We start from the raw sequence: 24,783 nt of genomic DNA, 5'->3' as shown, positions 1-24,783 counted from the left end.
GGGGTCGTCCGCCGGAACCGGGCGACCCCCAGTCTGTGTGCACGCTACGCCGGCCACGGGTGCGTCATGGCTCGGGGTGTCGCTGACCGGCGGCAGCCGCAACGACGTCACCCAGTTGCTGTCCCTGCTCGACAAGGTCCTCGCCGTCGCGGGTATGGTCACCGCCGGCCGGGCCCGGCCGCGGCGGCTGATGACGGCCGGTGTCTGGTAGCCCGTCAGCAACGCCAGCGCGCCTTTGTGGCTGCTGTAGTCGAGGGCTCGCTCCAGCGCGGGGAAGACGCCGGTCACTACGTCGCGCAGGTCGGCCCGGTACCTCAGAGCCATCGGTGCCTGGTCCCCGGGGGACTCCGTACACACCGCCGGTGGCGACCAGGCTTCAGGCCGCGGCGCTGTAGTGGGAGCGCAGGGACACGGCCCAGGGAGTGATGCCACGGGCGATGCCTCCGCTGACGTACGACGGCAGCCATCAGGGTCGGCATCGGCGCTGTGGCGATGGCCGGCACATACCGTGCGGCCGTGCCGTGCCCGTGCCGCGTCCTCATGGCCGCGCCAGTAGTTCGCGCACAGGGCGCAGCGGATCGTCGGCCATGCGCACCGGGTCGTCGAGCAGGGCGGTGGCGCGACGGGCAGGCACATACGGCTCCCAGCGCGGCTGGTCTGGTGCGGTGGGTACGCCGGTGCGGGCGAAGCTGGTCCAGTAGGCGCCGAGGGCGTCGGCCAGGCCCTGGGGCGGTGCGGTGCCGACTTCCTCCCGGGCGTCCGGCAGGTCGTGGGTCTGGAAGAGGAACGGAATCTCAAGCGAGTGCGCGGCTCCGCGCCGCTCGTGGTTGTGTGGGGGGTTCCAGGTGAACAGATAGGCGTAGGTGCGGCCTTGGGCGGTGCGGCGCGCATCGAGAAGGCGTTGTGAAGGCTCGCGGTAGATCTGTTCGGCGAGGTAGGCCTCGACCAGCTCGCCGGGCCGGGCGGGGCGGCCGAGGAGCAGGTGCAGGCGCTCGCTCAGGCGGGTGGGGAGGTCGTCGACGTGTGGGAAGTCGGCCCGCGCCAGGAGGGGCAGCAGGCTCGGGTCGACCGCGTCGTCCGGGGTGTCGAGGGGGACGTAGCCGGATGCTTCATTCCGGTTGGTGCCGATGATCAGGTCCACGTCCGAGGAGGCGCCCGCGGCGATCGCATCGACGGGTACGGACGGGAGGGTGTGCGGATCCAACGTCGGCTGGAAGGTGATGTCCATGTTCGGCCGGCGGGGGTTGCGGCTGTGGACCAGGGCTTGTTGGGCCGCGATCAGCTGGTCGACCGGCAGGGTCAGCAGCTCCGCCGCCTGCTGCTCGTCCAGGTCGCACAGCGCGAGCAGGTCGGCGGTGCGCCGGCGGCCGTAGTCGCGGCTTTGCGCCCGGTCGCCGGTGCCGCTTTCGATGACGGCTCGGTGAAACAGGCCCCGGGCTGCGGGCATGGCCAGCAATGCGGCCACGTTCGCCCCGCCCGCGGACTGGCCGAAGACCGTGACCGCGCCAGAGTCGCCGCCGAGCGCCGGCGCTGCCCGCTGGGTCCACTTCAGTGCGGCGACCAGATCGAGCAGGGCAACATTGGCTGCGTCCGCGTAGTGGGGTCCCAGCAGGTGGTCGAGAACGAGGTGACCGAGCGCGCCGAGCCGGTAGTTGGGGGTCACGATGATCGCGTTGTGGCGTGCGGCTAGGCGCGCTCCTGCGGTGACCGGGCTCGCGTTGTGCCCGTACAGATGGGCGCCGCCGTGGATCCACACCATAACCGGCAGCGGTGCCTTGGCCTGCCGGTCCGCGGGGCGCCACACGTTGAGATGCAGGCACCGCTGCTCGTGTGTCTTCCACCCGATGACGCGGGATGGCTCCTGCGGGCAGGCGGGCCCGTATAGGCGGGCGTCCAGCAGGCCACTCCAGCGCGGCGGCGCGCCGGGAGCCAGGAATCGGCCGCGGTGCTCGGCGTAGGTGATGCCGAGGAACTGCTCGGCATCACCGAACGGGCTGCGAACGGTCTCGCCGCGCACGCTGCCGAAGGGGATGCTGATGGTGACCACTGCTGACTCCTGCCTGAAGAGCTGTAGAGCGCGGACAGGCTGCTGGTCGGGTGGGTTCAATGTGCCGGAAGTATGGGCGGTCCTCGCGGTCGTTCTCAAGCCGTCACCCAAGACGGCCGTCGTCGGGCCGCTGACCACGCTGGCGCGCACCATCCACGGCATGTCATCACGCTCACTGAAGTCCGGGATGCGCTCTACGTTCTTGTCGCCCTCTTTGCGGCGCAGAATGGCCGGCGACACACGAGCGCGCTGGCCGAGGCTGAAGCCCACCTGTCGCGTGTGCGACAAGTTCATGGCCGCCCGGAGTTCGACAGCGCGAACAGCGGATTGACGAGGGCCGTCAACAGGCGGAACGCGCCATGCGACCAGCTCATGCGACTGTGTGTGGGGACGCTGCTGCAGCACCAGCACGAGCTGCATGCAGCGAGTCGACATGACGGTGCACTCGGCGACTGGGGCGGGCGTTCACCTGGACGCCGTGCGCTGGCGCAGAACGTTCTTGAACCACAGGGCACTGTGCTTGGCCCTGAATATCCAGCAGCAGGTCGGTCAGGCCGTCAGGGGTGACGGGCCGCCCCGGCCGTGGCTCCCTCGATCTGGAACGCCGACGTGCAGACACCGAAGCGGGAGGCCGCCGGGAGCTGCGTGTTCTACCCCAGGAGCTTGAACCCCCACTGTCTATAAAACGTTTGAGTAGAAGTGGCCCGGGGCCCTGCCTTGCATGCCTTGCCACGTGAGTAGCCGCATGGTCGTTGTTGGCTGCTGAGGCCCTTGTCGCCCTCAGCACCCTTGGAATATGCGGAGTATCGCTTACGATGAGGCGCTTGCCCGCCCACTGGCGGTGCAGGCTAGTCTGAGCAGCAGCAGTACTGGAGCGCTACAGCAAACCGGTCTGTGGGCCACCCCCCGACGACACGAAGGCGGAAACTCTGGTGAGCCGTGCGGCAGACTCCTCAAACGCTGTACGCAAAGTCACGATCAGGGAGGTCGCCCGGCTGGCCGGAGTGTCGCCGTCCGCGGTGACCCTCGCTGTTCATGGAAAGCCGGGCGTGTCCGTTGAGACCAAGAAGCGGATTCTCAACGCGGCCCGGGAACTGGGCTGGAGCCCGAACCAGGCGGCGCAGTCGTTGAAGGGGCAGGCCCTGCACACGGTCGGCCTGGTGATCGCCCGTCCGGCGCGGATGCTGGGGCTCGAACCGTTCTACATGGAGTTCATCTCCGGCATAGAGAGCGTACTGACCCGTCATTCCTGCTCCCTGTTGCTGCGCCTGGCAGAGCCGGAGGAGGAGATCGGCGTCCATCAGGAGTGGTGGCAGGGCAACCGGGTCAGCGGGAGCATTCTGGTCGATCTGCGGGTGGACGACCCGCGCCTCCCTGCCCTGTCCGCGATCGGCTTGCCCGCTGTCGCCGTGGGGCACCCCTCGCTGGCAGGCCCCTTCACCGCGGTCTGGACCGACGACGCGGCCGCAACGGTGGAAGCCGTGCGGTATCTGGCAGCGCTGGGCCATCGCAGGGTCGCCCGGGTGAGCGGGCCGGCCGAACTGGGGCACAGCGCCATCCGCACCAAGGCGTTTACCGACACCGCCAGCGACCTTGGCCTGCAGGCGCAGACCGTGGTCGCTGACTTCTCGGCCGACCAGGGCAGTAGGGCATGCCGCACCCTGCTGCTGTCCGCCGAACGCCCCACGGCGATCGTCTTCGACAACGACCTGATGGCGGTGACCGCATTGGGGGTCGCCGCCGAGTTCGGCCTGTCGGTGCCGCACGACCTTTCATTGCTGGCCTGGGACGACTCCCAGCTGTGCCAGCTCACCCGGCCCATGCTGTCGGCGATGCAGCATGACGTCTTCTCTTTCGGGGCGGACGTGACCGAGACTCTTTTCGACGTCATGCTGCGCCGAGAGGCGACGTCGCACCCCGCGCAGGTCCCCAGTCTGGTGCCGCGGGCGTCAACCGCCCCGCCGCCCCGAAACGAGGCGTGACGATGGGCCGCCAGATGATCTGTCCCCACGGTGTTTCGCACGCACAGCGGCTTGCTGCACAGCCGTTAGGCAGTCAAGAGAGTGGCAGGAGACCCGAGTACCCGGTTCCCACGGCCCGTCGCCGCGGGCGAGGTGTCAGGCGTGCCTGATGCGCGCGGGCATGCCGGGCATCTTCGGCAGGAGGGGCTGAGAGCGGCCCGGCGCCTGGTTCTGGACGACAGTGCCGTTGGTGTGCCGTACGCATGCCACGGGCGCTGGGTCCATTCTGGTGGTGCTTCACGGCTTGTCGGCCAGAGACAGCAAGCGCCGGGCCCGTTGCAGGACGGGCCAGTCGATCATCTGCCCGTCCACCCGTATGGCGCCGCCGTTGCCGGCACTGCTTGCCTCGATTACTCCTCGCGCCCACTGGATCTCCTGGTCACTGGGCTGCCAGGCGCGGTGCACCGTGGCCACTTGCAGGGGATGCACACACAGTCGGCCGCCGAAGCCCAACGCTCTGCTTCGCCGTGACGAGGTTGCCAGGCCCTCCTCGTCGTCAAGGCGGGTGTGAACACCGTCCAGCGGGGACGGCAGCCCGGCTGCTTGTGAGGCATTCACCAAGGAGGAACGGGCCCACAGCAACTCCGGCTCCTGTGGTGGGGAGGGCGTGATGCCCGTGTCGAGGGCGTAGTCGACACTCCCGAACAGCAGTCGTCCCACTCTGGGCAGATCGGCGATCGCGCCGGCCTCCCGCAGGCCGATCGCGTTCTCTATCAGTGGGAGCAGGCTGACCCCATGGGGCAGGTGGTCGATGACGGAGGCCGCTTGCTCGGCAGTCGAGCATTTGGGCAGGACCACCCCCCGTAGCGCAGGTGCCTCGGCGAGAGCAGCAAGATCCTCAGCATGCCAGGGACTGCCTACGGCATTGATACGCACCGTACCGTGGTGTCTGACCAGCCACCGGATGGCTGATGCGCGGGCGTTGGCCTTGTTGTCGGCCGGTACTGCGTCTTCCAGATCAATCAGAACAGCATCCGCACCGCTGGAGGCGGCCTTTGCAAATCGGTCAGGCCGGTCACCCGGCACAAACAGCATGGTTCGCTCGGAGAATTCCATGTTTGTTCCTCTGTGAAGCAAGACCTTATACGGCCACGAAGATCAGCCAGGCAGCCACCGGAGCCAACCCGCACACTCCCGCTCCCCAGCGCAGCAGTCCCCGGTAGGCGTCGTCCCGTTGGTGTTCGGGTGTGTTGGCGATCACCAAGGCACCGTTGGTGGAGAAGGGACTGGCGTCGACCACGGTCGCCGACGCGGCCAGGGCGATGACCATACCGGTCGTTCCGATGGTGCCGGATGCGAGGAAGGGCACTGCCAGCGGCATCAGCGCCCCGAGGATGCCGGTCGTGGAGGCGAACGCGGAGACGACACCACCCACGTAGCAGATGATCAGTGCGGCCAGCAACGGCGCACCGATCGCTGCGATCATCCGTCCAAGGGAGTCGACGATGCCCAGGCTCTGCAGGAGCGCGATATAGGTGACGATCCCGCACACCAGCAGAACCACGGGCCAGGAGATCTCTCGCGACGCCTTCTGCGCGGTGCGCCGGAACAGCAGCGCAAGCCCTGCGGCCAGGGACAGAGCCAGGAACCCCGTGTCCAGGGAGAGGACAGTGGTGCCAAGGACCAGAGCGACCATGGCGCAGAGGGTTACTGCCTGTTCTGCTCCCAGCACGAACGTGGAATCCGCCGCACGGCTGTCGGAGGTGAAGGCTTGCTGCCGATGGGTGTGCTGACGGCCGAAGACGACCTGGGTGACCGCACCCACGGCAATGTTGAACGCGAAGGTGCCGGCGAACAGTTGCCAGCCGCTGGCCGTCAAATCGCTGCTGCGCAGGGATGAATTGACGATCCCGCCGAGGATGCCGGTGGGTGCGAAACTTCCGGCGGCTGCCCCGTTCACCGCCATCAGGCCAACATACAGGGGGCTGATACCCCGCTCCACGGCGAAGGTGATGCCGATCGGGGCGACGATCGCGACGGCTGCCGGGGATGCCGCTCCTGTGGCACACAGCAGTGCAGCAAGACCGAACAGGACCCACGGCATGGCGCCGAGTCGCTGCCCGGAGACTCGTACGGCGGCGTGCACCAGCCACTCGACGGTCCCGTTGACCCGGGCGATCCCGAAGAGGAACGTCACCGCGACGAGCACGACGAACATCTCGGCAGGAAAGCCTTCCAGCACCTGCTGGGGGGTGTGGTCCAGCCAGACGCATCCGACAAGAAAGGTCGCCACCAGGGCGAGCACGCCCATGTTCAGCCCGCGCAGGCTCGACACCGTGAAGACGGCTGCGAGCACGAGCACACCGATCAGCTCTGTGGACATGCCGCACCTCCGTCATGTGTGTCGTCCTTGGCGGCGTCGAGCCAGGCGAGAACGGCATCGGTGTGTTCACCCAATGCCGGAACGGTCCTCAGACGCTGAGGGCCGTCTGCTTGGTCGCGGAACGTGACCGGGGGTATCAGCCCCGTCAGCGGTCCGACAGGACTGTCGAAGGTCGCCCAGCGGTCCCGCTCCCGGAGCTGGGGGTGGTCGCTGAACTCCTGCACGCTGCGCTGACACGCGTAGGCGATTCGGGCCTCCTCCAAGCGGTTCACCAGTTCCCTGGCGGACAGCTTGCCCGTCACCTCACGCACCAGCTCGTCGAGAACGGCGCGATGGGCCACCCGGTCCGCGTTCCCTGCGAAACGGCTGTCGCCGACCAGATTCCTGCGCCGCAGGACGAGTTCGCAGAATGAGGCCCACTCCCGCTCGTTCTGCAGACCGAGCAGGATCGTCTGCCCGTCCCGGGTGGTGAAGGGACCGTAGGGGGCGATCGTTGCGTGGCTGGCACCGGTCCGCGCCGGTGCCGTCCCCCCGTAGCGGGTGTAGTACTCGGCGTATCCCATCCACTCGCCCAGCGCCTCCAGCATGGAGACCTCGATCTGTGATCCCCGCCCGGTACGGGCCAGCTTCAGCAGAGCGGTGAGGATGCCGGAGTAGGCGTACATGCCGGCGCATATGTCGGCGATGGACAGCCCGACCTTGGAAGGGGTGTCAGGGGTGCCGGTGATGGACAGCAGCCCGGCTTCACTCTGTACCAGGAGGTCGTAGGCCTTGCGGTCGCGGTAACTGCCGCTGCTGCCGTAGCCGGAGATGTCGCAGATGATCAGCCGGGGATGGCTGACGGCCAGAACATGATGCCCGATGCCCAGCCGGGCGGCAGCACCGGGCGCCAGGTTCTGGACCAGGACGTCGGCCCGGTCGATCAGCGCGTGCAGACGCCGGTTGCCCTCCGGCGAACGCACATCGAGCTGCACGCTTTCCTTGCCACGGTTGAGCCAGACGAAGTGACTGGACATGCCCCGCACGGTGCGGTCATAACCACGTGCCAGGTCACCGCTGCCCGGCCGCTCGATCTTGATGACTCTCGCACCCAGGTCGGCGAGTTGCCGGGTTGCGAAGGGGGCGGCGACGGCCTGCTCAAGAGACACGACGACCAGTCCACTCAGGGGCCCGGTGGCGTGGTCAGGGGCGAGATCGCCCCTCAGGGAATGCGGCTCAGACATGGGGTCCCTCCCATGGAGTCTTGATTGGATGTGGGGACACTTTCCGGCCGCGCCCGGGCTTTGTGAAATGACGAATCGCTACCCACTCCATACGCCCGGCGTATAGTCCAAGCATGGAGATTCGAGAGCTGCAGTGGTTCGCGGCACTGGCGGAGCACGAGCACGTCACACTCGTCTCGGAGCGGATGAACATCTCGCAACCGACGCTGTCCCGCGCCATCAGACGGCTGGAAGCCCGAGTCGGCGTGCCATTGTTCGACCGGCACCAAAACAGGCTGCGCCTGAACAAGTACGGCGAGGTCTTCCGGGCCCATGCCCTGCGTGCCATCGCCGAGATCGACACCGCGGAACAGCGCATCGCCGCGCTGATCGACCCGGATGCCGGCACGGTGGCCCTCGGCTTCCTGCACTCCTATGGAACGTGGCTGGTGCCCGAACTCCTCGCGGGATACCGCTCGCACGCTCCACGTACTGCGTTCGAGTTGCGCGGCGATGCTGCCGATTCGGTCGTCGACGGCGTCCGGCGCGGGCGCCTGGACCTCGGTCTGACCAGCCCGCGCCCCGTGGGGGACGACCTGGAGTGGGTGCCCCTCCGGGAGGAGTCGTTGTGTCTTCTCGTACCTGCCGGCCATCGCCTTGCCAGGCGCCGCTCGGTCAAGCTGGCCGAGCTGGCCGAGGAGGCGTTCGTCGCTCTGCAACCGGTCTTCGGGCTGCGCCAGATCACGGACCGCCTCTGCGTCGCCGCAGGCTTCACACCTCATGTCGCCATGGAAAGCACCGAACTGAGCACGCTGCGCTCATTGGTGTCAGCCGGCTTGGGCGTGGCCGTGGTACCCAGCACCGGCAGCCCGGGGGACCGGCAAGGCCCGGTCGTCGACGTTCTCCTGAGTGATCCTGGGGCCACCCGCACGGTTGGGGTCATCACACCTGCGTCGGGTGTCCGCTCGCCAGTGGTCCAGCGCTTCCTCGACTACGTCTGCTCCGCAGCTCATGCAGCAGACGCATAGTCTCGGTGAAAGTTCGCTATTTCACAGAACGATCGAGGGCTTTCGATAATGCGACCATGACCCTGAGCCGAACAGAAGATTCCTCCGCGCCGCAGCCCGTCACGGGGTGGACCGGTCGGTACTTCGAGGATTTCACCGTCGGAGACGTCTACCGGCACCCTCTGGGCCGTACAGTCCTTGAGACGGACAACTCCTGGCTGACCTTGCTCACCCAGAACACCGCTCCACTGCACTTCGACCGGCACTATTCGGCAGGCACGGAATGGGGCAGGCCGTTGGTGGACTCCACATTCACCCTGGCCCTTGTGACCGGCCAGAGCGTGACCGACATCTCCCAGCATGTGATGGCCAACCTTGGCTGGGACCGTGTTCGCCTGCCCAATCCGGTGTTCGAGGGCGACACCATCTACTCGCAGTCGGAGGTCCTCGGCGCCCGGGACTCGAAGAGCCATCCAGAGGTAGGAATCGTCACCGTCCGAACTATTGGATACAACCAGTCGGGCGTCATCGTCATCACATTCGAGCGGACTCTGATGGTCTACCGCCGTGGGCATGGCCCGACATTCGCTGCTGTCGAGCCCGTCTGGGACGAGCGGTCCCGCGGAGCCATCGGCCTGGCTGACTGAATTCATTCGTGATGTTCTGCGGAGGATGACCCTCCGTCTTGCGGTGGACGCGGTGCGGCCGGGGCCGGGCGCCCGGGCGGCCCGGATCCCCGACGGCGCCGGCACCGCGCGTGCCCCCGCCACCGCCGGACGGGTTCGTGGCAGGGCCGCACCGTGCGATGGACTGGATGATGGTTTCTCGGTCCGGCCTCATCAAGGAGTACGCCGAGATCACCGGCGCGGTCCTGGGCCGCCGGGGCGGCTGCGGTGCCTACCCCGACGCCGGCGACATCTGCGGCGGTGCGTGGCAGGGTCCCCGCTTCGTCCTGACACACCATTTCCGCTCGGAGCTACGGGCTCGGGCATGCCTCGCTCGTCTTCACGACTCGTACGGTGATCAGGGTGGTGGTGGCGTAACGCGCGGGTGGGGGCTGCTGGGAGCAGACTTTCCAGTTGTCGCCCCACAGGGGTATGCGGTGGTGGTCGAGGGCGTCCGCTCCGGCCATGTGACCGAACCCTGCGTTCCGGGCTGCCAGTTGGGCTCCGCGCAGAGTCATTCCGTGCAGGTCCGGAAGCTCGGCCCGCTGCCCTCTGGCGTGCTGGGACAGGGCGAACAGGGCGACGACGACCGCGATGGTGAGGAGGGCAGGGCCTTTGCGCATGGCTTGTCTCCCGGAGGCGGGCGCGGTGGGTCGGTTCGTGTTCTTCGTACGGCGCTGCGCCCGTACACGGGGTGCGGGCGCAGCGGGCCGGTCAGCGGGTGGGGGTGAAGTCCGCTTCCGTCGTTGTGGGTTCGTGGGGCCCGGGGGCCGTACCGGCGAGCTTCTCGCCTTCGATGTCCACATGCGGCAGCCTGCGGTCGAGCCAGCCGGGCAGTGACCAGGCGCGGTGGCCGAGCAGGGCCAGAACGGCGGGGACGAGGGCCATGCGGACCACGAACGCGTCGAAGAGGACAGCGGCGGCGAGACCCAGGCCGAGTGACTTGATCATGATGTCTTCGCCGCCGACGAAGCCGCCGAAGACGCCCGTCATGATGAGCGCGGCGGCGGTGACGACTTTGCCGCTGTGCCGGAAACCCTCGGTGATCGCGTTGCTCGGGGTGGCGCCGTGGACGTGGGCCTCGCGGATCCGGGTGACGAGGAAGACCTGGTAGTCCATGGCGAGGCCGAAGACGATGCCGACGGTGAGGATCGGCACGAGGCTGTTGAGCGGGCCGGTGGTTTGCACACCGAACACGTCGTTGAACCAGCCCCACTGGAAGATGGCCACCATGACACCGAAGGCGGCCAGGACCGACAGCAGGAAGCCGAGGGCCGCCTTGAGCGGGACCAGGAGGGACCGGAAGACGAGGATCAGGACGAGGAAGGCCAGACCGACGACGAGCGCCAGATAGGGGACGACGGCGTCCGTGAACTTCGCGGCGATGTCGATGTTCATCGCGGTGGTGCCGGTCACCAGGCCTTCGGCGCCGGTGACGGCGCGGGTGTCCTCGGCCTGGTCGCGGATGGCGTGGACCAGGTCCTTGGTCGCCTCGCTCGCGGGTGCTCGCTCGGGGACGACAGTGATCACCGCCGTGTCCCCCGCCGGGTTGTAGACCGCCGGGGCGACGGCGGCGACGTCCCGCATGTCCCGGATGGCGCTGGTGAGTTCGCCGACGGTCTGCTTCGCCGTCGCCGGTTCGCTGGCGCTGACGACGAGGGTGAGTGGACCGTTGAAACCGGGGCCGAAGGACTCGGCGAGCATGTCGTAGGCCTTGCGCTCGGTCGAGGTGGGGGCCTTGGAGCCGTCGTCGGGCAGGCCCAGCGTGAGCTTGGCCGTGGGCAGGGCGACCACGATCAGGCTCACGGCCGAGACGAGCAGGACCTGCCACGGCCGGCGCAGGACGAAGGCAGCCCAGCGGTCTGCAAGCGCCGGCTTCGTACGCGGTCGCCGGGTGCCGGTGGTCCGCCGGCGGCCGAGGGCGCGTTCGGGTGCGAAGGCGAGCAGGACCGGGACCAGGGTGACGGCGACCAGGACGGCGATGACGACGGCGCCGGCGGCGGCCATGCCCATGGCCGTCAGTACGGGCAGGTTGACCACGGCCAGGCCGACGAGGGCGATGACGACGGTCAGGCCGGCGAAGACCACGGCGGAACCGGCCGTGCCGTTCGCGCGTGCGGCGGCCTCCCGGGCGTCGTGACCTGCCTGCCGCTCGGAGCGATAGCGGGACACGATGAACAGCGCGTAGTCGATGCCCACCGCGATACCGAGCATCGACGCCAGCGCCGAGGTGCTGCTGTTGAGATTGAGGGTGCCGGCCAGCGCGGTCACGGAGCTGAGCGTGATCCCGACACCGATCACGGCGGCCAGCAGGGGCATCCCGGCCGCGGCGAAGGAGCCGAAGGTGACCACCAGGATGACCGCGGCCAGGAGGAACCCGATCGCCTCGGAGGAGTTGCTGGATTCGGCGGGCGCCAGTGCGTTGCCGGACGCCTCGACGGTCAGTCCCTTGTCACGTGCCGTGTCAAGGGCGTCGTCGAAGTGCCGGTGGTCCGCGTCGGTCAGGTCGGCCGACTCGGCCTTGTAGGTGACCTGGGCGTAGCCGGTGCTGCCGTCGGCGCTGATGGTCTGGGCTGCGTAGGGGTCGACGACCGAGGCGACGCGCGACGAGGAGTCCTTGAGGTCCTTCAACAGCGCGGTGACCTCGACGCGGGGGCCGCTGCCGGTCAGTTTCTCCCCGTGGGGTGCTCGTACGACGACGCGGGCGCTCGCCCCGTCGGCGTTGGCGGCGGGGAGTTTTTCGGCGAGCAGATCGTTCGCCTTCTGCGCTTCGATGCCGGGCAGGGTGATGTCCGCGTTACCGCTGCCGCTGCTGCCCGCCGCCGCGGCGCCTGCGACGCCCAGTACGACCGCCCAGAGCAGCAGAATCAGCCAGCGGTGCACGAAGGCGCCCCGGCCGATGCGGTGCAGGAATGTAGCCATGAGAAAGACAGACTCCGTACGTCACAGGATGAGAAGAAGGGGCAGAGCGCGAGCCCGTCAGGACAAGCGTCGGCCGGCTCGGGCGAGCCCGATGAGGGGCAGCCCGGGTTCGCCGTTCTTCGCGGTCGGACAGGTGGTGGGGCGGGGCCGCAGGCCGCTCACCTGTAGCCCCGCCGGCATGCCGGGGACCGTCCCCACCGGCCTCGGCACGCGGTGGACACCGCAGTCCCAGATCGCGTCAGGGTCCGGGCGCGGTGCCCGATCGTGCGGGCCCGTCACCGTCGTCGGACCCGAAGACACCGGCGCCGGGGGAGCGCCGGTGTCCCGCATTCAGCCTGCGCCGATCTGCATGTGCGCGGTGTCAGCCGTTCGGCCGGGCTGTGCCACGGCATGTCGGCCGTTCGGCCGACAGCACCGGACGGGCCGGGTTTCTAGGCTGATGCCGTGGACTGGAAACTTCCGTTTTCCCCAGGGGTGCGGCGTCTCATCTCTGCCGCCGTAGTGGTGAGCCTGACCCTGACGTGGGTGGGCGACATTACTGTGCTGACAGCACAGCGCAACACGCCCACCAACTGGGTCGTGGTGTTCGTCACCGGCCCGCTGGCCGTCGTGGCCCTGCCCGACACCCGCTGGATGCCCTCGCTCACGGTACGGGCGGCGGGTGTGGCCATCATGTCCATGACGCTGAGTTGCCTGTGCCTGTTCGTGTCGCAATCCGCGGGAGACTGGGGCCTCCTGGAGACTCTGGCGCTGCTGTTTCTGACCGTCAGGGTGCTCGGCGTGACGCAGCACACCCGCACCGCGGCGTGGACCGTCACCCTCCTGGTCGTCAGTGTGATGATGCTGCCGCTGCGCCTGGGGACGCTGGACGCCTTCGTGACGGGCGGCTATCTGCTGACGGTCGCGCTCGCACTGTGCGTCATCATCGGCTACTCGACCCGCGCGCTTGAGGCCCGCAGGCAGCGCGCCGTCCAGGACGTGCGGCAGGCCGAGCGGTTGGCTCTGGCCCGGGACCTGCACGACCTCATCGCCCACCACATGACGGGCATCATCGTGCAGGCCAACGCGGCCCGTACCGTCTGCGCGACAGAGCCCGAGAAGGTCGAGCCGGTCCTGGAAGCGATCGCTCGGTCAGGCACCGAGACTCTGGAGTCGATGCGGCGCCTGGTGCGTGTGCTGCGCGAGGACAACCACGCGGCTCTGCGCCCCGCGGACCTGATCTCCGAACTCGGGGAGCTTGTCGTCGACTTCTCGCGCCGACAGCCCGACGCCCCCGCGGCACGTCTCGAAGCCACGGCGGCGGTGCGGACGAACAGATTCAGCCCCGAGGTGGAGACGTCCGTGTACCGGGTGGTCCAGGAAGCACTCACCAACGTGCACCGTCACGCCCCGGGTGAGCGTGTGGTCGTACGGCTGGACGCCGACCCGGGCTGGCTCCACGTCACGGTCAGCAACAGCTGGGCGCAGCGCCGTACCGGGGGTCCGGCAGGCGGGCGGAGCGGGCTCGGGCTGATAGGGCTGCGGGAACGCGTCGAGGCGCTCGACGGGACCTTCTCGGCCGGCCCCGAGCACCCCGGCCGCTGGGAGGTCTGTGCCAGCCTGCCCCGTTCCCCCGCGGATTCCCCTCTGAACCCGCCTCGACCGGCCAAGAAGTAGGGAAACTTGATACGCGCTCTTACGCGTCTCGTCCGGACCGCGATGTGACCACACCGTGTTCCCACGCCCAGGCCGCGACCTCGACACGGTTGCGGGCCTCGATCTTGGACTGGATCCGGGCCAGGTAGGTCTTCACCGACGACAGCGACAGAAACAGCTCGTCGCCGATCTCCTGATTGGTACGGCCCACCGCCACCAGGCGCGTGATCTCCATCTCCCTGACGCTGAGCCCGACCGCCTCCCGGGGTACTTCTCCGAGCGGGCCTTTCTGTAACTGCCGCAGCAGTCGGACGGTCACCGCCGGCGAAACCAGCGCGTCCCCACGCGAGGCCGCCCGTACCGCCTCAACCAGCAGCGCGGGTGGTGCGTCCTTGAGCAGGAACCCGCACGCGCCGTACCGCAGCGCGTCCCTCACGTAGTCGTCCTGGTCGAACGTGGTGATGACGACGACGTTCGGCGCAGAGGTGCCGGTCCGCTCTCCCACCAGTGTGCGGGTCACTTCCAGACCGTCCAGACGGGGCATGCGGATGTCGACCAACACCACCTGTGGTTTCAGCCGACGGACCAGTTCGACACATGCGACCCCGTCTCCGGCCACACCCACGACACGAATGTCGGGCTGGGCACCGAGGATCATCTCGAAACCGGCACGCACCAGTTCCTGGTCGTCAGCGATCACCACATCGATCGGCTCGCCACTCACCTGCGGTTCCTTTCCGCGCCCGTCCGCCGCTCGCTGGTCATGCCGGGCAAGCACAACCTCGGGAACGCCCAGGCTTTTCCCGGCCTGTGCGATGCGCTGTCGTGGCAGGTGACCGACCGAGTGTCATCGGCGTGCCGGAAGCGGGGCTCCGGTGCCGTGCAGCATCGCCATGATCCGGTCCGCGTAGTCGGCCGGCGGTGTCTCGTCGAGGCTGTCGCGGTCGTGGTCGTACGCCATCGCGATGATCATGAGTGTGAGGTGTGCGGCTGCGGCGTTCCACAGCTGGTCCCGGCCGCTGCGCTCGGCGATCGCGTCCTCCAGCAGCACGCGCTCCCGCTGGAAGACGTCCCACAGCCGTGCCCTCGGACCCGGCGCGCGATCCAGCTGCGCGCGTAGCCTGCGGGTACGGGCCATGTGCTCCGGGCCGATGTCCAGTGCGGCGTGCACGGTGCAGCCGAGCGAGACCACCACGTCCTCGCTGTCGGGTCGGGTCCGGAACTGGGCCGCGAGCGCACCGACTTGGCGCTCGATCGGGTCGAGCAGGATCGCGTCCTTGTTCGCGAAGTACCGGTAGACCGTGGAGATCGCCACCTCCGCGCGATCGGCCACCTGCTCCAGGGTGGTTGCTTCATAACCGTCGCGTTCGGCGAGCGTGAGCATCGCCTCATAGATCGCCTCGCGGACCTTCCGCGCCTTTTTCTCCCTCAAACCCACCCAATGACCATACCAAAAAGAGAAGTCCTCTCAATTGGTGTATCTTCCTAGCCTTGATCTTTCGGGACGGTCTGCCGACGGAGCGGGTCTAGTGTTCCAGCCGCGCATCCACTCCTCCGTGACGCCGCAGTCGTCGTCGCGGCGGTCGGAGGCGACGAGTTACGACGAAGTGACAAATCAGCTCCCCGAGGGCCCGATCGAACACCGCGGTGAGGCGTCCCCCGACGGTGAGGAGCGCCCGGTGCATGCGCTGGTTGTTTGCGTCGATCCCGTTGGCGAACTGCCGCAAGCACGTGGCGACTTCGGTCCGCTCGTTGTGTCGTCTGGCCAGACGTGTGCGGGCCGCCCTGAGCGCGGCGGTCGCGGTCTGCGCCGTCACGGCGGTGCTGCCCGGAGCCGCCTCGGCCGAGCCCGCGGGCGTCGTGGGCGAGGGCGGAGCCGGCGTCGAGAGGATCAGTGTCGGGCCGGACGGCACCCAGGCCGACGACAGCTCCGCCGGTGCCTCGATCACGCCCGACGGCCGCCGCATCGTCTTCTCGTCGTCGGCGAAGAACCTCACGCCCGACGGCACGACGGGAGACGACAGGGTGTACGTCCGCGACCAGCGGACGGGGCAGACCAAGCGGATGGGGCAGCTGGGCCCGCTCCAGTCCCCGGTGATCAGCGGTGACAGAGAATACGTCGCCTATTCGGTGCAGTGGATGAACGACGTGCGGATTCGCCAGTATCAGGTGAGCACGGGAGCGACGGCTTCCCTCAACTGCTCGGCCTGCAGCTGCTACCAGCCGTCGCTGAGCGAAGACGGTGGCTACGTCGCCCATGTCATCTTTTCCCCCAGGCAACCGTCGTTCGGCCAGCGTATCGAGGTTCAGCACCGGGACACCGGCACCAACGAGACCGTCGCCGCCCTCGACCACACCCTCTCGTCCAGGCCGTCCATCAGCGGTGACGGCCGCTATGTCGCCTACCAGGACGGCAAGGCGGAGGACGTCTTCGTGTGGGACCGGGCCAGCGGCACCACCTCCGACCCGCTCGAAGGCCCGTCCGAGGGGGCGACACTCGTCCAGCTCAGCGAGGACGGCAGCAAGGTCGTCTATCTCTCGGGCACCGACACCTACGTCCACGACGTGAGTTCGGGCACCGCCCGACTGGTGCCGAAAGCGGGGTGTGGCCATTGATCCCACCGGCCGCTATCTGCTGTATGCCCCGCTTGACACGAACGGACCGTCGCTCATGCTGCTCGACCTGCGGACGGGCACCGAGGAGATCGTCTCGAACCAGCCCGCCTCGGCTGGGACCGACGCGGTCAGCGCCGGTGGGCGCGACGTGGTCTTCCAGTCCACGGCCGACGACATCGTGCCCGGCGACACCAACGGCAAGTCGGACGTCTTCGTCCGCCACTTCTACTGATCGCCCCGGCTGCCCCGACCGTGAGTGTCGCGGCCCTACCACGCGAACGCGGCGACCGCGACCTTGGATGCGTGCTGAAGTGCCCGGAGCAGCAGCACGTTTCGGATGCGCGGCCAGGGCGCCCTGCGGCTGAGGGTAGTAGCCGGCGCCGATACGGAGCGGGTCGACTGCGGCGGCCGGCACGAACACCACCAGCTCGATGGCGCACCGTGGTCAGCGGCAGGACCCGCAGCTCCTCCTCCGTGTCAGGGATGACCCGGAGGCCCGACAACTTATGGCCGCGCCCTACCTCCCCATGGATGACCTCGCGATCCCCGCTTCGCACCAGTAGCGGTTGCGCACCCGGCCGCCGTCGGCGGTGTGGATCCGCCGGAACCGCACACCGTGGTCCTCCGTGACGCTGAGGACCGCGATCGGAACACTGACCTTCTCGGAACCACGGTGTCTTCGGGCCTCGCCGGGTCACGTGGCGGGGATGCCCAGCTCGGCGAGCAGGCCACGCACACGCTGTTCGATCTCGTCCCGGATCGGTCGTACAGCATCCACGCCCCGGCCGGCAGGGTCGGCGAGCTGCCAGTCGAGGTACCGCTTGCCGGGGAAGACGGGGCAGGTGTCCCCGCAGCCCATCGTGATGACCACGTCGGACGCTTGGACCGCCTCGGTGGTGAGGACCTTGGGTGTCTCGGCCGAGATGTCGATCCCGGCCTCCTTCATGGCCTCCACGACGGCCGGGTTCACAGTGCCGGCGGGCGCCGATCCGGCCGAGCGCACCTCGACCCCATCGCCGGCGAGACGGGTGAGGAAGGCGGCGGCCATCTGGGAGCGGCCGGCGTTGTGGACGCAGACGAACAGCACGGACGGGCGCGGCGCGATGGTGCTCATGGCGGATGTCCTTGCGGGTGAGATCGGTGTTCAGGAGGAGGCGAGTTCGGGCTCGCCGTGGGGTGCGACGACGTTCGCGGTTCGAACCGGGCGTCCGTACACGAGCGTCACCGCTCCCAGCCCGAGTGCGGCGCCGAGCAGTTGGGCCGCGATGAACGGGGCGAGGGAGGTGGGGGCGACCCCGGCGAAGGTGTCGGTGAAGGCCCGGCCGACGGTCACCGCGGGGTTCGCGAAGGACGTGGAGGAGGTGAACCAGTAGGCGGCCCCGATGTAGCAGGCGACGGCGGCCGGGGCCAGGGCGGCGCGTCCGATGCGCTCCAGGCCGAAGATGAGCAGGACCAGCCCGGCGGTGGCGACGACCTCGCCAAGCCACAGGTGCCCGGCGGACCGGTCGTGGGTGGAAAACTTGACCAGGGGCTCGGCGAACATGGCGTTGGCCAGGACCGCGCCGCCGATCGCCCCGCCCAGCTGCGCGAGCACGTACGCGACGACCTCTCGCGGGCTGGGGCCGGTCCTCTCGCGGCGGCCGGTGAACCAGGCCGCGAGGGTGACGGCGGGGTTGAAGTGTGCGCCGGAGACCGGCCCGAACAGTGTGATCAGCACGGCCAGGCCGAAGACGGTGGCGAGGGAGTTGGCGAGCAACTGCACGCCGACATCGCGCGACAGCTCCGTTGCCTGGATGCCCGAGCCCACCACGACCGCCACCAGCAGACCCGTCCCCGCAGCTTCGGCGGCGACGCGGCGGCCGAGCGGACCGCTCACGCGCTCGCCCTGGTGCTCTGCGGCGTGGTGAGGAACGCGGCGAGCCGGCCCAGGGCGCCGGGCCGGACCCAGTAGTAGACCCAGGTCCCGCGCCGCTCGCAGTCGATGAGCCCGGCCTGCCGCAACAGCTTGAGGTGGTGGGAGATCGTCGGTTGGGACAGGTCGAAGGCCGGGGTCAGCTCACACACACAGACCTCACCGTCCGCCCCGCGTGACGCGATCATCGACATCAGGCGCAGCCGGACGGGGTCACCCAACGCCTTGAACACCTTCGCCGGCTCGGTGGCCTGGTCCTCGTCCAGCGGCGCGGCGGACAGGCCCGGGCAGCACGCCGCCTCCTGGCCGATCACCTCAAGCTCTTGTTTCGACATGCCTCTATGTTGACGAGTTTCGATTCAAGGCGCAAGGTTGCATCAATGAACGTCAATGCAAGCCGTTCCGGGGCGCCGCCCGTACGAACATCGCCGGGCCGCGTGATGGCGCAGCGTCCACCACAGCGCCTCGTCGACGCCCTGCGGACCCCGGCCCGTCGGCTCTCCTCCTGATACAGCCGCAGCCACGCGAACACGTCTGTCGAACACGGCAGTTGCCGATACGCCCGGGTCCCCTTGCGCACCACACCGGGCAACTGCTGACCTGGCAGCGCGCCCCAGCTGCTCAGCAGCTGAGCGTTGATCACCACGGTTCTTCGACTTCCTCGACGACCACGTCGGCCTCGCCACGCCCTGAGCGCCCACCGGGCACCGCAGTCGGGAGAGCCGCGGCGGATGCCGAGCCGGTCGCTTCCAAGGCACATTCGACGGTGGTGTGGCCGCGGCGCCCGGACCGGCCGGGGTCTGTCCGGGCACCGCGCTTCGGATCAGGTGCGGACGCCCAGCGCGGGCAGGACGGTCTCCGCCACCCGGTATGCCTCCTCCAGCAGGGGGTTGGCCGACAGGATGAAGGTGTCGACGCCCAGGTCCTCGTACTCCTTGAGGCGCTGCACCACCTGGGCGGTGGAGCCGACCACCGCGGTGCCGGGGCCCGGCCGGAACAGGCTCATACCCGGCCACAGGTTCGGGTGGACCTCCAGCTCGCGGGCCCTGGCCGGTACCCGGCCGCCGTGCTGGCGGAACTGCCGCTGCCAGCCGACGCCGTCCTCCCCGGCGCGGTCGCCGAGCTGCCGGGCGTACGTCGCCTCGCTGGTGACGTCGAGCAGCCGGTCGGCCGCCGCCCACGCCTCGTCCTCGGTGTCGCGGACGATCAGGTGCAGGCGCAGGCCGATGCGCAGGGTGCGGCCGTGGGCCGCCGCGCGTTCGCGTACCCGCTCCAGCTTCTCCTTCAGCAGGTGCGGCGGCTCGCCCCAGGTGAGGTAGACGTCGACATGCTCGGCAGCCATCTCGATGCCCTGCGCGGAGGAGCCGCCGAACCAGAGCGGGACGTGCGGGCGTTGCACGGGTCCGAGGTCGCCGAAGGAGCCGCCGGCGTTCTTCAGATCGTAGAAGCGGCCCTTGTGGTCGAAGACCTCGCCGGCCGTGAGCCGTTTGACGATCGACCAGTACTCGGCGCTCAGTTCGTAGCGTGCGTCGTGCTCCACGTCCAGGCCGTACTCGCGCAGCGTCTTCGTCGAGCCGTTGACGACGTTGAAGCGCAGGCGGGGGCCGAAGAGGGTGTCGAAGGTGAGCGCCATCTTGGCGAGCAGGGTCGGGGCGATCAGACCGGGGTGGACGGCAAGCAGCGGCTGGAAGCGGGTGCTGGTGGCGGCGGCGAGGGCGCTGCCCAGCGGCCACACGTCGTACAGGTCGGTCGCGAGCAGCGCCCCGGTGAAGCCGAGCCGTTCCACGGTGCCGGCGAGCTGTTGCAGATAGCCGAGGTCGACCGGGCGCCGCCCCTCGGGCTCCCAGGGGTAGGCGCCCTCGCGCGGGATGATGTACCAGAGGACTTCCGAGGCCATGTGCGGTCTCCTCTCAATGCCGTCGGGCGACGGCGTCGGCGACCGTGACCGGCTCCTCGATGAACCCGGTGCGGACGAAGACGTCGGCGGCCTGCTGCTGTTCGGCGAGGAACGCGTCGCTTATGTCCTCGATGCTCCAGGGCAGGGCGCGCAGGGCGGTCTCCCAGTCGTCGACCGTGCCGCCCTGGTGGTCGGCGGCGATCGCGGCGGCCTCGCGCGGGTGGGCCTTCGCCCAGGCGTCGGCCCGGCCGAGGGCACGGACCAGCGCCTCGACCACCTCGGGTCGCTTCTCGGCCAGGTCCCGCCGGGTGAAGAACACCGAGCGGTCGGTGATGACGTCGCCGGTCCGGACCAGGCTCCGGACGCCCCCGTTGCGCAGGGCGGCCGCCAGCTGCGGGCCCTGGGCGACCCAGGCGGCGATGGCGCCCTCGCGCAGCAGCCTCTCGCTGTCCTCGCCGCCGCGTACGGGGGTGATGTCCTCGGCGTACGACAGTGCGGCGTCGTCGAGGGCCTTGGCGACGAGATGGGTCTGCCAGGAGCCGATGGCCAGGTGCACGGTGCCGCCCCTGAGATCGGCGACCGTCCGCGCGGGGCTGTCCTCGGTGACGAGGAGGGCACCGTGGTCGGGGCGCGGGGCGGAGACGGCGACGTAGACGATGTCGTGGCCGGCGGCCTGGGCGGTGACCGGCGGGGTGGAGCCGGTGCCGCCGAAGTCGATCACGCCCTCGGAGAGCAGCCGCCCGGTGCGCACGCCGTCCGTGTAGGGATGGAAGGCGACGGTTTCCCCCACCCTGGCGAGTTCCTCGGCGGCGTGGTCGAGGCGGGAGAGGTAGTAGAGGGTGGGGTTGCTGTTGTGGACGCCGATGGTGACGGTCATGCGGAACGCTCCGGTGGTGTGGTGGTGGCGGGCGGCACGCCCAGGTCGGTCAGCAGGCGGCGGCGCAGGGCGGTGAAGGCCGGATCGCCGGGGTCACGCGGACGCGGGACGTCGACGGTCTCGTCCGTGACGAGCCGGCCCTCCCGCAGGACGCAGACGCGGTCGGCGAGCCGTACGGCCTCGTCCACGTCGTGGGTGACGAGCAGCACGGCGGGCCGGTGGACCCGGCACAGCTCGCCGACCAGATCCTGCATGCGCAGCCGGGTCAGGGCGTCCAAGGCGGCGAACGGCTCGTCCAGGAGAAGGAGTTCGGGCTCGCGGACCAGGGCTCGGGCGAGCGCCACGCGCTGGGCCTCGCCGCCGGACAGGGTGGCGGGCCAGACGCGGGCGTGGCTCTCCAGGCCGACCTCGGCGAGGGCGCGGAGCCCTCGGTCCTGGGTGGCCCTCGGCAGCGCGACGATGACGTTGGCCAGCACCCGCTTGGACGGGATCAGTCGCGGTTCCTGGAAGACGATGGTGCGGGTCTCGGGGACCAGCGCTTCACCCGCGTCGGCGCCGTCGAGGGCGCCGAGGATCCTCAGCAGGGTGGTCTTGCCGCTGCCGCTCGCGCCGAGCAGGGCGACGAACTCGCCGCGCCCGATGGTGAGATCGAGGCCGTCGAGGACGGTCCGGTCGGCGAACGCCTTGACGAGGGAGCGGACTTGGACGGCGGTGGTGGCCGTCGGGCCGGCCGAGGTGGTCATTTCTCCGCCCTCCGCCACGGCATCAGCACCCGGTCCAGCAGGCGCACGAACGCGTCGGCGAGCAGGCCGAGCAGGCCGTAGACGAGGATGCACACCGCGAGGATGTCCGTACGGGCGTAGCTCTGCGCCTGGGCCATCAGGTAGCCGATGCCGGCGGTGGCGTTGATCTCCTCGGCGGCGATCAGCGCGATCACGCTGAGCGTCATCGACAGCCGCAGCCCGGCGAGCAGCGACGGCAGCGCTCCGGGCAGGACGACCTCGCGGACGATCGCGAACCGGCTCATGCCGAAGCTGCGCATGGCCTCCACCAGCCGGGCGTCGGTGCTGCGGACGCCGCTGGAGGTGGAGACGTACATCGGGAAGGTGGTGGCGACGGCGATCAGCAGGACCTTGGCGATCTCGTTGATGCCGAACCACACCATGAACAGCGGAACCAGGGACAGGAAGGGAATGGTCCGCAGGGTCTGCATGGTGGAGTCGAGCAGTTCGTCGCCGAGGCGGGTGAAACCGGTGACGACGCCGGCCGTGAGGCCGACGGCGAGACCGAGCAGCAGGCCGAGGCCGGAGCGGGTCAGGGAGGTGGCGAGCGCGTCGGGCAACTGGCCGTTGCCCCACAGCTCGCCGACCGCGCGGACCACCTCGGCGGGCGAGGCGAGCACGTCCGGGGTGAGGGCACCGGCCGCCGAGGCGGCCCACCAGAGCACGAGCAGGGCGAGCGGCCCGAGGGCGCGCACGGCCGCCCTGAACCGGCGCGGCCGTGGGCGTCGGGCGACGGGCCGGGGCGTCACCAGCTCCCGCTGCCCGGCCGACGCGGCCGGGATGTCGTGGACGGCGGTCATGACAGCTCGGTGACGTCGACGAGATGGGCGGCGACGTCGACCTCGGCGCGGGTGACCTTGTGCTCGGCGTAGAAGCGGGCGACGGCCTTGAACCGCGTGATGTCGGCGTCTGTGATCGGCCCGACGGTCCCGCCCTTCGAGGTGAACTCGGTCTGCACGCGCTTCGCCTCGCCGGTGAGCGCCTGGGGGCCGGCGTCGGTGTTGACGTTCAGGAAAGCGGCGGGGTCCTGCTTCTGCTTGACGCTGCCCTCGTGCAGATAGGTGTACAGAGCCTTGACCACCTCGGGGTGCTTGTCCGCGAAGGCGGTGCGCACGGCGTTCAGACTGTAGTTGTCGGAGCCGATGGCCGTGCCGTCGATGAGGAAGTGCGCCTTGCCGGTGCCGAGTTCGGCCACGGAGTACGTCGCCCACACCGCCCAGGCGTCGACCTTGCCACTGTTGAAGACGGCCGCCGTCTGGTCGGGCCGCAGATAGACCCGTTCCACCTTGTCCTCGGGGACGCCCGCCTTCTCCAGGGCCTTCAGCAGCAGGTACTCACCGGTCCCGCCCTGGTTGACGGCGACCTTCTTGCCGATCAGGTCCTTGACGGACGCGATCGAGGAGCCGTTCTTGACCAGGATGCCCTCGCCGGCCCCGTCGGGTGCGGTGGCGGTGAAGAACTTGAAGCCGGGATTCTGCGCCAGTGAGGTGATGCCGGAGGTGATGGAGCCGGTGGCGATGTCGAGCTGGTCGGCGTTGAGGGCCTGCGCGGCCGGTGCGAAGGGGCCCGCGCTGCCGGTCCAGGCGACCTTGGCGTGCACCTTGGCCAGGGCCTTGGCCAGCGAGCCGTCCTTCTTGCCGACCGCGAGCACACCGGAGTTGCCGGGGTCGGGGATGCGGACGGTGACCGTGGCGGCGGAGTTCGGGCCGGTGTCGGCCTGCGAGGTGCCGCAGGCGGTCAGCGCGGCGAGCGCGGTGACGGTGGCGAGGGCGGCGGGGAGCGATCTGGAGGTGCGCATGGCAGTCCTACGGGTGGAGTGAGCGGGGTCGGGACGTGGGCTCGGCGAGCCGGCGGCGGGCTCGGCGCAGTGGTTCCGGGTCGGCCCAGGCGTGCACGTCGACGGGTCCGGCCAGGAAGCCGTGCCCGCGCAACGCCGTCTCCTGGAGGGCCAGCAGGGAGAGGCGTTCGGCCGAGAGGTCGGGGTGCAGGGCGCGGTGGGTGCCGGGGCGGTAGGCGCCGCGCACGCCCTCGGCGCCGGCGCCGGTCTCGGCGCCCAGGATGCGGGCGACCTCGTCCGGCTGCTCGGCGGCCCAGTCGGCGGCGCGCAGCAGCACCGCGAGGAACCGGTCGACCAGGTCGGGGTGTTCGTCGAGCAGCCGCTGGTGGACGGTGATGGGGCGTGGCGTGCCGTTGTTCACGCGGTGGCGGTGGTCGGGCAGTCCGTCGAGTTCGACGGCGACCTCGGCACCGGCCCGACGCGCCGCCTCGACGGCGAGGGCGCCCTTGACGTACACGGCGTCGACGTCACCGCGGGCCAGCGCGGCCAGTTCGGCCTGCCACTGCCCGCTGTGGCCGGCGGCGGGCACGTCGACCGGCCGGGTGTCGGCGAGTCCGAGTCCGGCGGAGGCGAGCGCGCCTTCGAAGCCGCGCAGCGCCATGGCCCGCCAGAAGTCGATGGGGACGGAGTGCCGGGGCAGGGCCGGCCGCAGCCCGCGCAGGGCGGCGGCGCCCCGGATCCCGGATCCGGGCCGGACCAGGACCACTTGGCGTTCCTCGATCCAGGTCAGGCCGATCAGCCGGGTCTCGGCACCGCGTGAACGGGCCCACAGAGCGGGCACGTTGCCACCTTCCCGGAACAGCGCGGGCAGTTCGTGGGTGTAGTGGGTGCCGCGGATGTCCGGGCCGACGTCGGCCTCGGTGTCCTGAAGGGACCGCACGGCGATCCCCTCCGGCATGAACTCCTCGGCCAGCCACCGCCGGTCGGCGGCGATACCGGTCGCGGTGGGCACAGGACAACGGGTGAACCACAGGGTCTCGGGCAGGGGCGGGTGCGTCATGGGTTCCTTCCCCGGAGGTCTGCTCACCGCTGCGGCGGCG

24 protein-coding genes and 1 pseudogene are annotated in these 24,783 nt (G+C 69.6%); 7 read left to right on the top strand and 18 right to left on the bottom strand.

The features are described from left to right. The first annotated feature begins 37 nt into the window (after positions 1-37). Entirely contained in the window at positions 38-211 is a 174-nt protein-coding gene (locus tag ACFYTE_RS14145; protein WP_388709278.1) for a hypothetical protein, read from the top strand. Here ACFYTE_RS14145 and ACFYTE_RS14140 read toward each other — a convergent pair. After that, positions 169-306, bottom strand: a pseudogene (locus ACFYTE_RS14140) (IS110 family transposase); the annotation flags it as partial. The gene ACFYTE_RS14145 and the pseudogene ACFYTE_RS14140 overlap by 43 nt on opposite strands. A 232-nt stretch (positions 307-538) precedes the next feature. After that, entirely contained in the window at positions 539-2,467 is a 1,929-nt protein-coding gene (locus tag ACFYTE_RS14135) for a carboxylesterase/lipase family protein (RefSeq protein ID WP_388709277.1), read from the bottom strand. A 512-nt stretch (positions 2,468-2,979) separates the two neighbouring features. Here ACFYTE_RS14135 and ACFYTE_RS14130 point away from each other — a divergent pair. Further along, positions 2,980-4,029, top strand: coding sequence for a LacI family DNA-binding transcriptional regulator (locus ACFYTE_RS14130; RefSeq protein ID WP_388709275.1), 1,050 nt, complete (start codon positions 2,980-2,982; stop codon positions 4,027-4,029). A gap of 276 nt (positions 4,030-4,305) precedes the next feature. Here the strand turns inward: ACFYTE_RS14130 and ACFYTE_RS14125 are convergent, their stop codons facing one another. From ACFYTE_RS14125 to ACFYTE_RS14115, 3 genes are read right to left on the bottom strand one after another with little or no spacing between them, the layout of a single operon-like run. Further along, positions 4,306-5,124 carry an HpcH/HpaI aldolase/citrate lyase family protein gene (locus tag ACFYTE_RS14125; protein ID WP_388709273.1) on the bottom strand — a complete coding sequence of 273 codons (819 nt, stop codon included), beginning with the start codon at positions 5,122-5,124 and terminating at the stop codon, positions 4,306-4,308. A 25-nt stretch (positions 5,125-5,149) separates the two neighbouring features. Then, positions 5,150-6,391 (bottom strand): SLC13 family permease, encoded by a 1,242-nt coding sequence (locus ACFYTE_RS14120; RefSeq protein WP_388709272.1) that lies wholly within the window; start codon positions 6,389-6,391, stop codon positions 5,150-5,152. Continuing rightward, the gene (locus tag ACFYTE_RS14115) at positions 6,376-7,614 is read right to left on the bottom strand and encodes a CaiB/BaiF CoA transferase family protein (protein ID WP_388709270.1); all 1,239 of its coding nucleotides are present in this window, start codon (positions 7,612-7,614) and stop codon (positions 6,376-6,378) included. Before ACFYTE_RS14115 ends, ACFYTE_RS14120 begins: the two co-directional genes overlap by 16 nt. A 113-nt stretch (positions 7,615-7,727) precedes the next feature. On the opposite strand from ACFYTE_RS14115, the gene ACFYTE_RS14110 reads away from it, so the two are divergent. Both ACFYTE_RS14110 and ACFYTE_RS14105 read left to right on the top strand, forming a co-directional pair. Beyond that, complete coding sequence (locus ACFYTE_RS14110) at positions 7,728-8,621, top strand: LysR family transcriptional regulator (RefSeq protein WP_388709268.1); 894 nt, start codon at positions 7,728-7,730, stop codon at positions 8,619-8,621. Positions 8,622-8,677: 56 nt separating this feature from the next. Then, on the top strand, positions 8,678-9,247 hold the full coding sequence (locus ACFYTE_RS14105) for a MaoC family dehydratase (RefSeq protein ID WP_388709266.1): 570 nt from the start codon (positions 8,678-8,680) through the stop codon (positions 9,245-9,247). Positions 9,248-9,576: 329 nt separating this feature from the next. Here ACFYTE_RS14105 and ACFYTE_RS14100 read toward each other — a convergent pair whose 3' ends face one another. Together ACFYTE_RS14100 and ACFYTE_RS14095 are read right to left on the bottom strand one after the other, a co-directional pair. Further along, positions 9,577-9,888, bottom strand: a complete 312-nt coding sequence (locus ACFYTE_RS14100) for a hypothetical protein (RefSeq protein WP_388709264.1) — start codon at positions 9,886-9,888, stop codon at positions 9,577-9,579. 91 nt (positions 9,889-9,979) lie between these two features. After that, complete coding sequence (locus ACFYTE_RS14095) at positions 9,980-12,187, bottom strand: MMPL family transporter (RefSeq protein WP_388709262.1); 2,208 nt, start codon at positions 12,185-12,187, stop codon at positions 9,980-9,982. Positions 12,188-12,712: 525 nt separating this feature from the next. On the opposite strand from ACFYTE_RS14095, the gene ACFYTE_RS14090 reads away from it, so the two are divergent. Continuing rightward, positions 12,713-13,843 carry a sensor histidine kinase gene (locus ACFYTE_RS14090; RefSeq protein WP_388709260.1) on the top strand — a complete coding sequence of 377 codons (1,131 nt, stop codon included), beginning with the start codon at positions 12,713-12,715 and terminating at the stop codon, positions 13,841-13,843. Positions 13,844-13,862: 19 nt separating this feature from the next. On the opposite strand, the gene ACFYTE_RS14085 is transcribed toward ACFYTE_RS14090, so the two are convergent. Together ACFYTE_RS14085 and ACFYTE_RS14080 are read right to left on the bottom strand one after the other, a co-directional pair. Beyond that, positions 13,863-14,546 (bottom strand): response regulator, encoded by a 684-nt coding sequence (locus ACFYTE_RS14085; RefSeq protein ID WP_388709258.1) that lies wholly within the window; start codon positions 14,544-14,546, stop codon positions 13,863-13,865. 123 nt (positions 14,547-14,669) lie between these two features. Next, positions 14,670-15,260: a TetR/AcrR family transcriptional regulator gene (locus tag ACFYTE_RS14080; RefSeq protein WP_388709256.1), complete on the bottom strand. Its 591-nt coding sequence runs from the start codon at positions 15,258-15,260 to the stop codon at positions 14,670-14,672. A gap of 245 nt (positions 15,261-15,505) precedes the next feature. On the opposite strand from ACFYTE_RS14080, the gene ACFYTE_RS14075 reads away from it, so the two are divergent. Further along, positions 15,506-16,438 (top strand): hypothetical protein, encoded by a 933-nt coding sequence (locus ACFYTE_RS14075; protein WP_388709254.1) that lies wholly within the window; start codon positions 15,506-15,508, stop codon positions 16,436-16,438. After that, a complete protein-coding gene (locus ACFYTE_RS14070; RefSeq protein WP_388709252.1) occupies positions 16,428-16,670 on the top strand; it encodes a hypothetical protein in 243 nt (80 codons plus the stop codon). Before ACFYTE_RS14075 ends, ACFYTE_RS14070 begins: the two co-directional genes overlap by 11 nt. A gap of 462 nt (positions 16,671-17,132) precedes the next feature. Here ACFYTE_RS14070 and ACFYTE_RS14065 read toward each other — a convergent pair whose 3' ends face one another. The 9 genes from ACFYTE_RS14065 to ACFYTE_RS14025 form a co-directional block, all read right to left on the bottom strand. Then, positions 17,133-17,552 (bottom strand): arsenate reductase ArsC, encoded by a 420-nt coding sequence (locus ACFYTE_RS14065; protein ID WP_388709250.1) that lies wholly within the window; start codon positions 17,550-17,552, stop codon positions 17,133-17,135. A 30-nt stretch (positions 17,553-17,582) separates the two neighbouring features. After that, entirely contained in the window at positions 17,583-18,314 is a 732-nt protein-coding gene (locus ACFYTE_RS14060) for an aquaporin (protein WP_388709248.1), read from the bottom strand. Further along, positions 18,311-18,685 carry an ArsR/SmtB family transcription factor gene (locus ACFYTE_RS14055; protein WP_388709246.1) on the bottom strand — a complete coding sequence of 125 codons (375 nt, stop codon included), beginning with the start codon at positions 18,683-18,685 and terminating at the stop codon, positions 18,311-18,313. The genes ACFYTE_RS14060 and ACFYTE_RS14055 overlap by 4 nt, the downstream gene beginning before the upstream one ends. A gap of 488 nt (positions 18,686-19,173) precedes the next feature. Continuing rightward, a complete protein-coding gene (locus ACFYTE_RS14050; protein WP_388709244.1) occupies positions 19,174-20,247 on the bottom strand; it encodes an LLM class flavin-dependent oxidoreductase in 1,074 nt (357 codons plus the stop codon). Between the two features lie 13 nt (positions 20,248-20,260). After that, positions 20,261-21,124, bottom strand: a complete 864-nt coding sequence (locus ACFYTE_RS14045) for an ABC transporter substrate-binding protein (protein WP_388709242.1) — start codon at positions 21,122-21,124, stop codon at positions 20,261-20,263. Further along, complete coding sequence (locus ACFYTE_RS14040; RefSeq protein ID WP_388709240.1) at positions 21,121-21,867, bottom strand: ABC transporter ATP-binding protein; 747 nt, start codon at positions 21,865-21,867, stop codon at positions 21,121-21,123. Before ACFYTE_RS14040 ends, ACFYTE_RS14045 begins: the two co-directional genes overlap by 4 nt. Then, entirely contained in the window at positions 21,864-22,706 is an 843-nt protein-coding gene (locus tag ACFYTE_RS14035; RefSeq protein WP_388709238.1) for an ABC transporter permease, read from the bottom strand. Before ACFYTE_RS14035 ends, ACFYTE_RS14040 begins: the two co-directional genes overlap by 4 nt. Beyond that, positions 22,703-23,704 (bottom strand): NrtA/SsuA/CpmA family ABC transporter substrate-binding protein, encoded by a 1,002-nt coding sequence (locus ACFYTE_RS14030; protein WP_388709237.1) that lies wholly within the window; start codon positions 23,702-23,704, stop codon positions 22,703-22,705. Before ACFYTE_RS14030 ends, ACFYTE_RS14035 begins: the two co-directional genes overlap by 4 nt. Before the next feature lie 7 nt (positions 23,705-23,711). Continuing rightward, the gene (locus ACFYTE_RS14025; protein ID WP_388709235.1) at positions 23,712-24,743 is read right to left on the bottom strand and encodes an ABC transporter substrate-binding protein; all 1,032 of its coding nucleotides are present in this window, start codon (positions 24,741-24,743) and stop codon (positions 23,712-23,714) included. Between the last annotated feature and the right edge of the window lie 40 nt (positions 24,744-24,783).

Origin of the sequence: Streptomyces sp. NPDC004629 (genome assembly GCF_042873595.1) — a bacterium.
Classification (GTDB): Bacteria; Actinomycetota; Actinomycetes; order Streptomycetales; family Streptomycetaceae; genus Streptomyces.
This window is presented reverse-complemented; position numbering and strand designations above follow the sequence as displayed.

Bases quoted from the DNA above. Each gene is read 5' to 3' on its own strand.
- ACFYTE_RS14045 (WP_388709242.1), bottom strand. From the start codon at position 21,124: ATGACCGTCACCATCGGCGTCCACAACAGCAACCCCACCCTCTACTAC.
- ACFYTE_RS14075 (WP_388709254.1), top strand. From the start codon at position 15,506: ATGCGCTGGTTGTTTGCGTCGATCCCGTTGGCGAACTGCCGCAAGCAC.
- ACFYTE_RS14065 (WP_388709250.1), bottom strand. From the start codon at position 17,552: ATGAGCACCATCGCGCCGCGCCCGTCCGTGCTGTTCGTCTGCGTCCAC.
- ACFYTE_RS14040 (WP_388709240.1), bottom strand. From the start codon at position 21,867: ATGACCACCTCGGCCGGCCCGACGGCCACCACCGCCGTCCAAGTCCGC.
- ACFYTE_RS14135 (WP_388709277.1), bottom strand. From the start codon at position 2,467: ATGCAGCTCGTGCTGGTGCTGCAGCAGCGTCCCCACACACAGTCGCAT.
- ACFYTE_RS14120 (WP_388709272.1), bottom strand. From the start codon at position 6,391: ATGTCCACAGAGCTGATCGGTGTGCTCGTGCTCGCAGCCGTCTTCACG.
- ACFYTE_RS14105 (WP_388709266.1), top strand. From the start codon at position 8,678: ATGACCCTGAGCCGAACAGAAGATTCCTCCGCGCCGCAGCCCGTCACG.
- ACFYTE_RS14115 (WP_388709270.1), bottom strand. From the start codon at position 7,614: ATGTCTGAGCCGCATTCCCTGAGGGGCGATCTCGCCCCTGACCACGCC.
- ACFYTE_RS14095 (WP_388709262.1), bottom strand. From the start codon at position 12,187: ATGGCTACATTCCTGCACCGCATCGGCCGGGGCGCCTTCGTGCACCGC.
- ACFYTE_RS14050 (WP_388709244.1), bottom strand. From the start codon at position 20,247: ATGGCCTCGGAAGTCCTCTGGTACATCATCCCGCGCGAGGGCGCCTAC.
- ACFYTE_RS14055 (WP_388709246.1), bottom strand. From the start codon at position 18,685: ATGTCGAAACAAGAGCTTGAGGTGATCGGCCAGGAGGCGGCGTGCTGC.
- ACFYTE_RS14110 (WP_388709268.1), top strand. From the start codon at position 7,728: ATGGAGATTCGAGAGCTGCAGTGGTTCGCGGCACTGGCGGAGCACGAG.
- ACFYTE_RS14125 (WP_388709273.1), bottom strand. From the start codon at position 5,124: ATGGAATTCTCCGAGCGAACCATGCTGTTTGTGCCGGGTGACCGGCCT.
- ACFYTE_RS14025 (WP_388709235.1), bottom strand. From the start codon at position 24,743: ATGACGCACCCGCCCCTGCCCGAGACCCTGTGGTTCACCCGTTGTCCT.
- ACFYTE_RS14100 (WP_388709264.1), bottom strand. From the start codon at position 9,888: ATGCGCAAAGGCCCTGCCCTCCTCACCATCGCGGTCGTCGTCGCCCTG.
- ACFYTE_RS14030 (WP_388709237.1), bottom strand. From the start codon at position 23,704: ATGCGCACCTCCAGATCGCTCCCCGCCGCCCTCGCCACCGTCACCGCG.
- ACFYTE_RS14035 (WP_388709238.1), bottom strand. From the start codon at position 22,706: ATGACCGCCGTCCACGACATCCCGGCCGCGTCGGCCGGGCAGCGGGAG.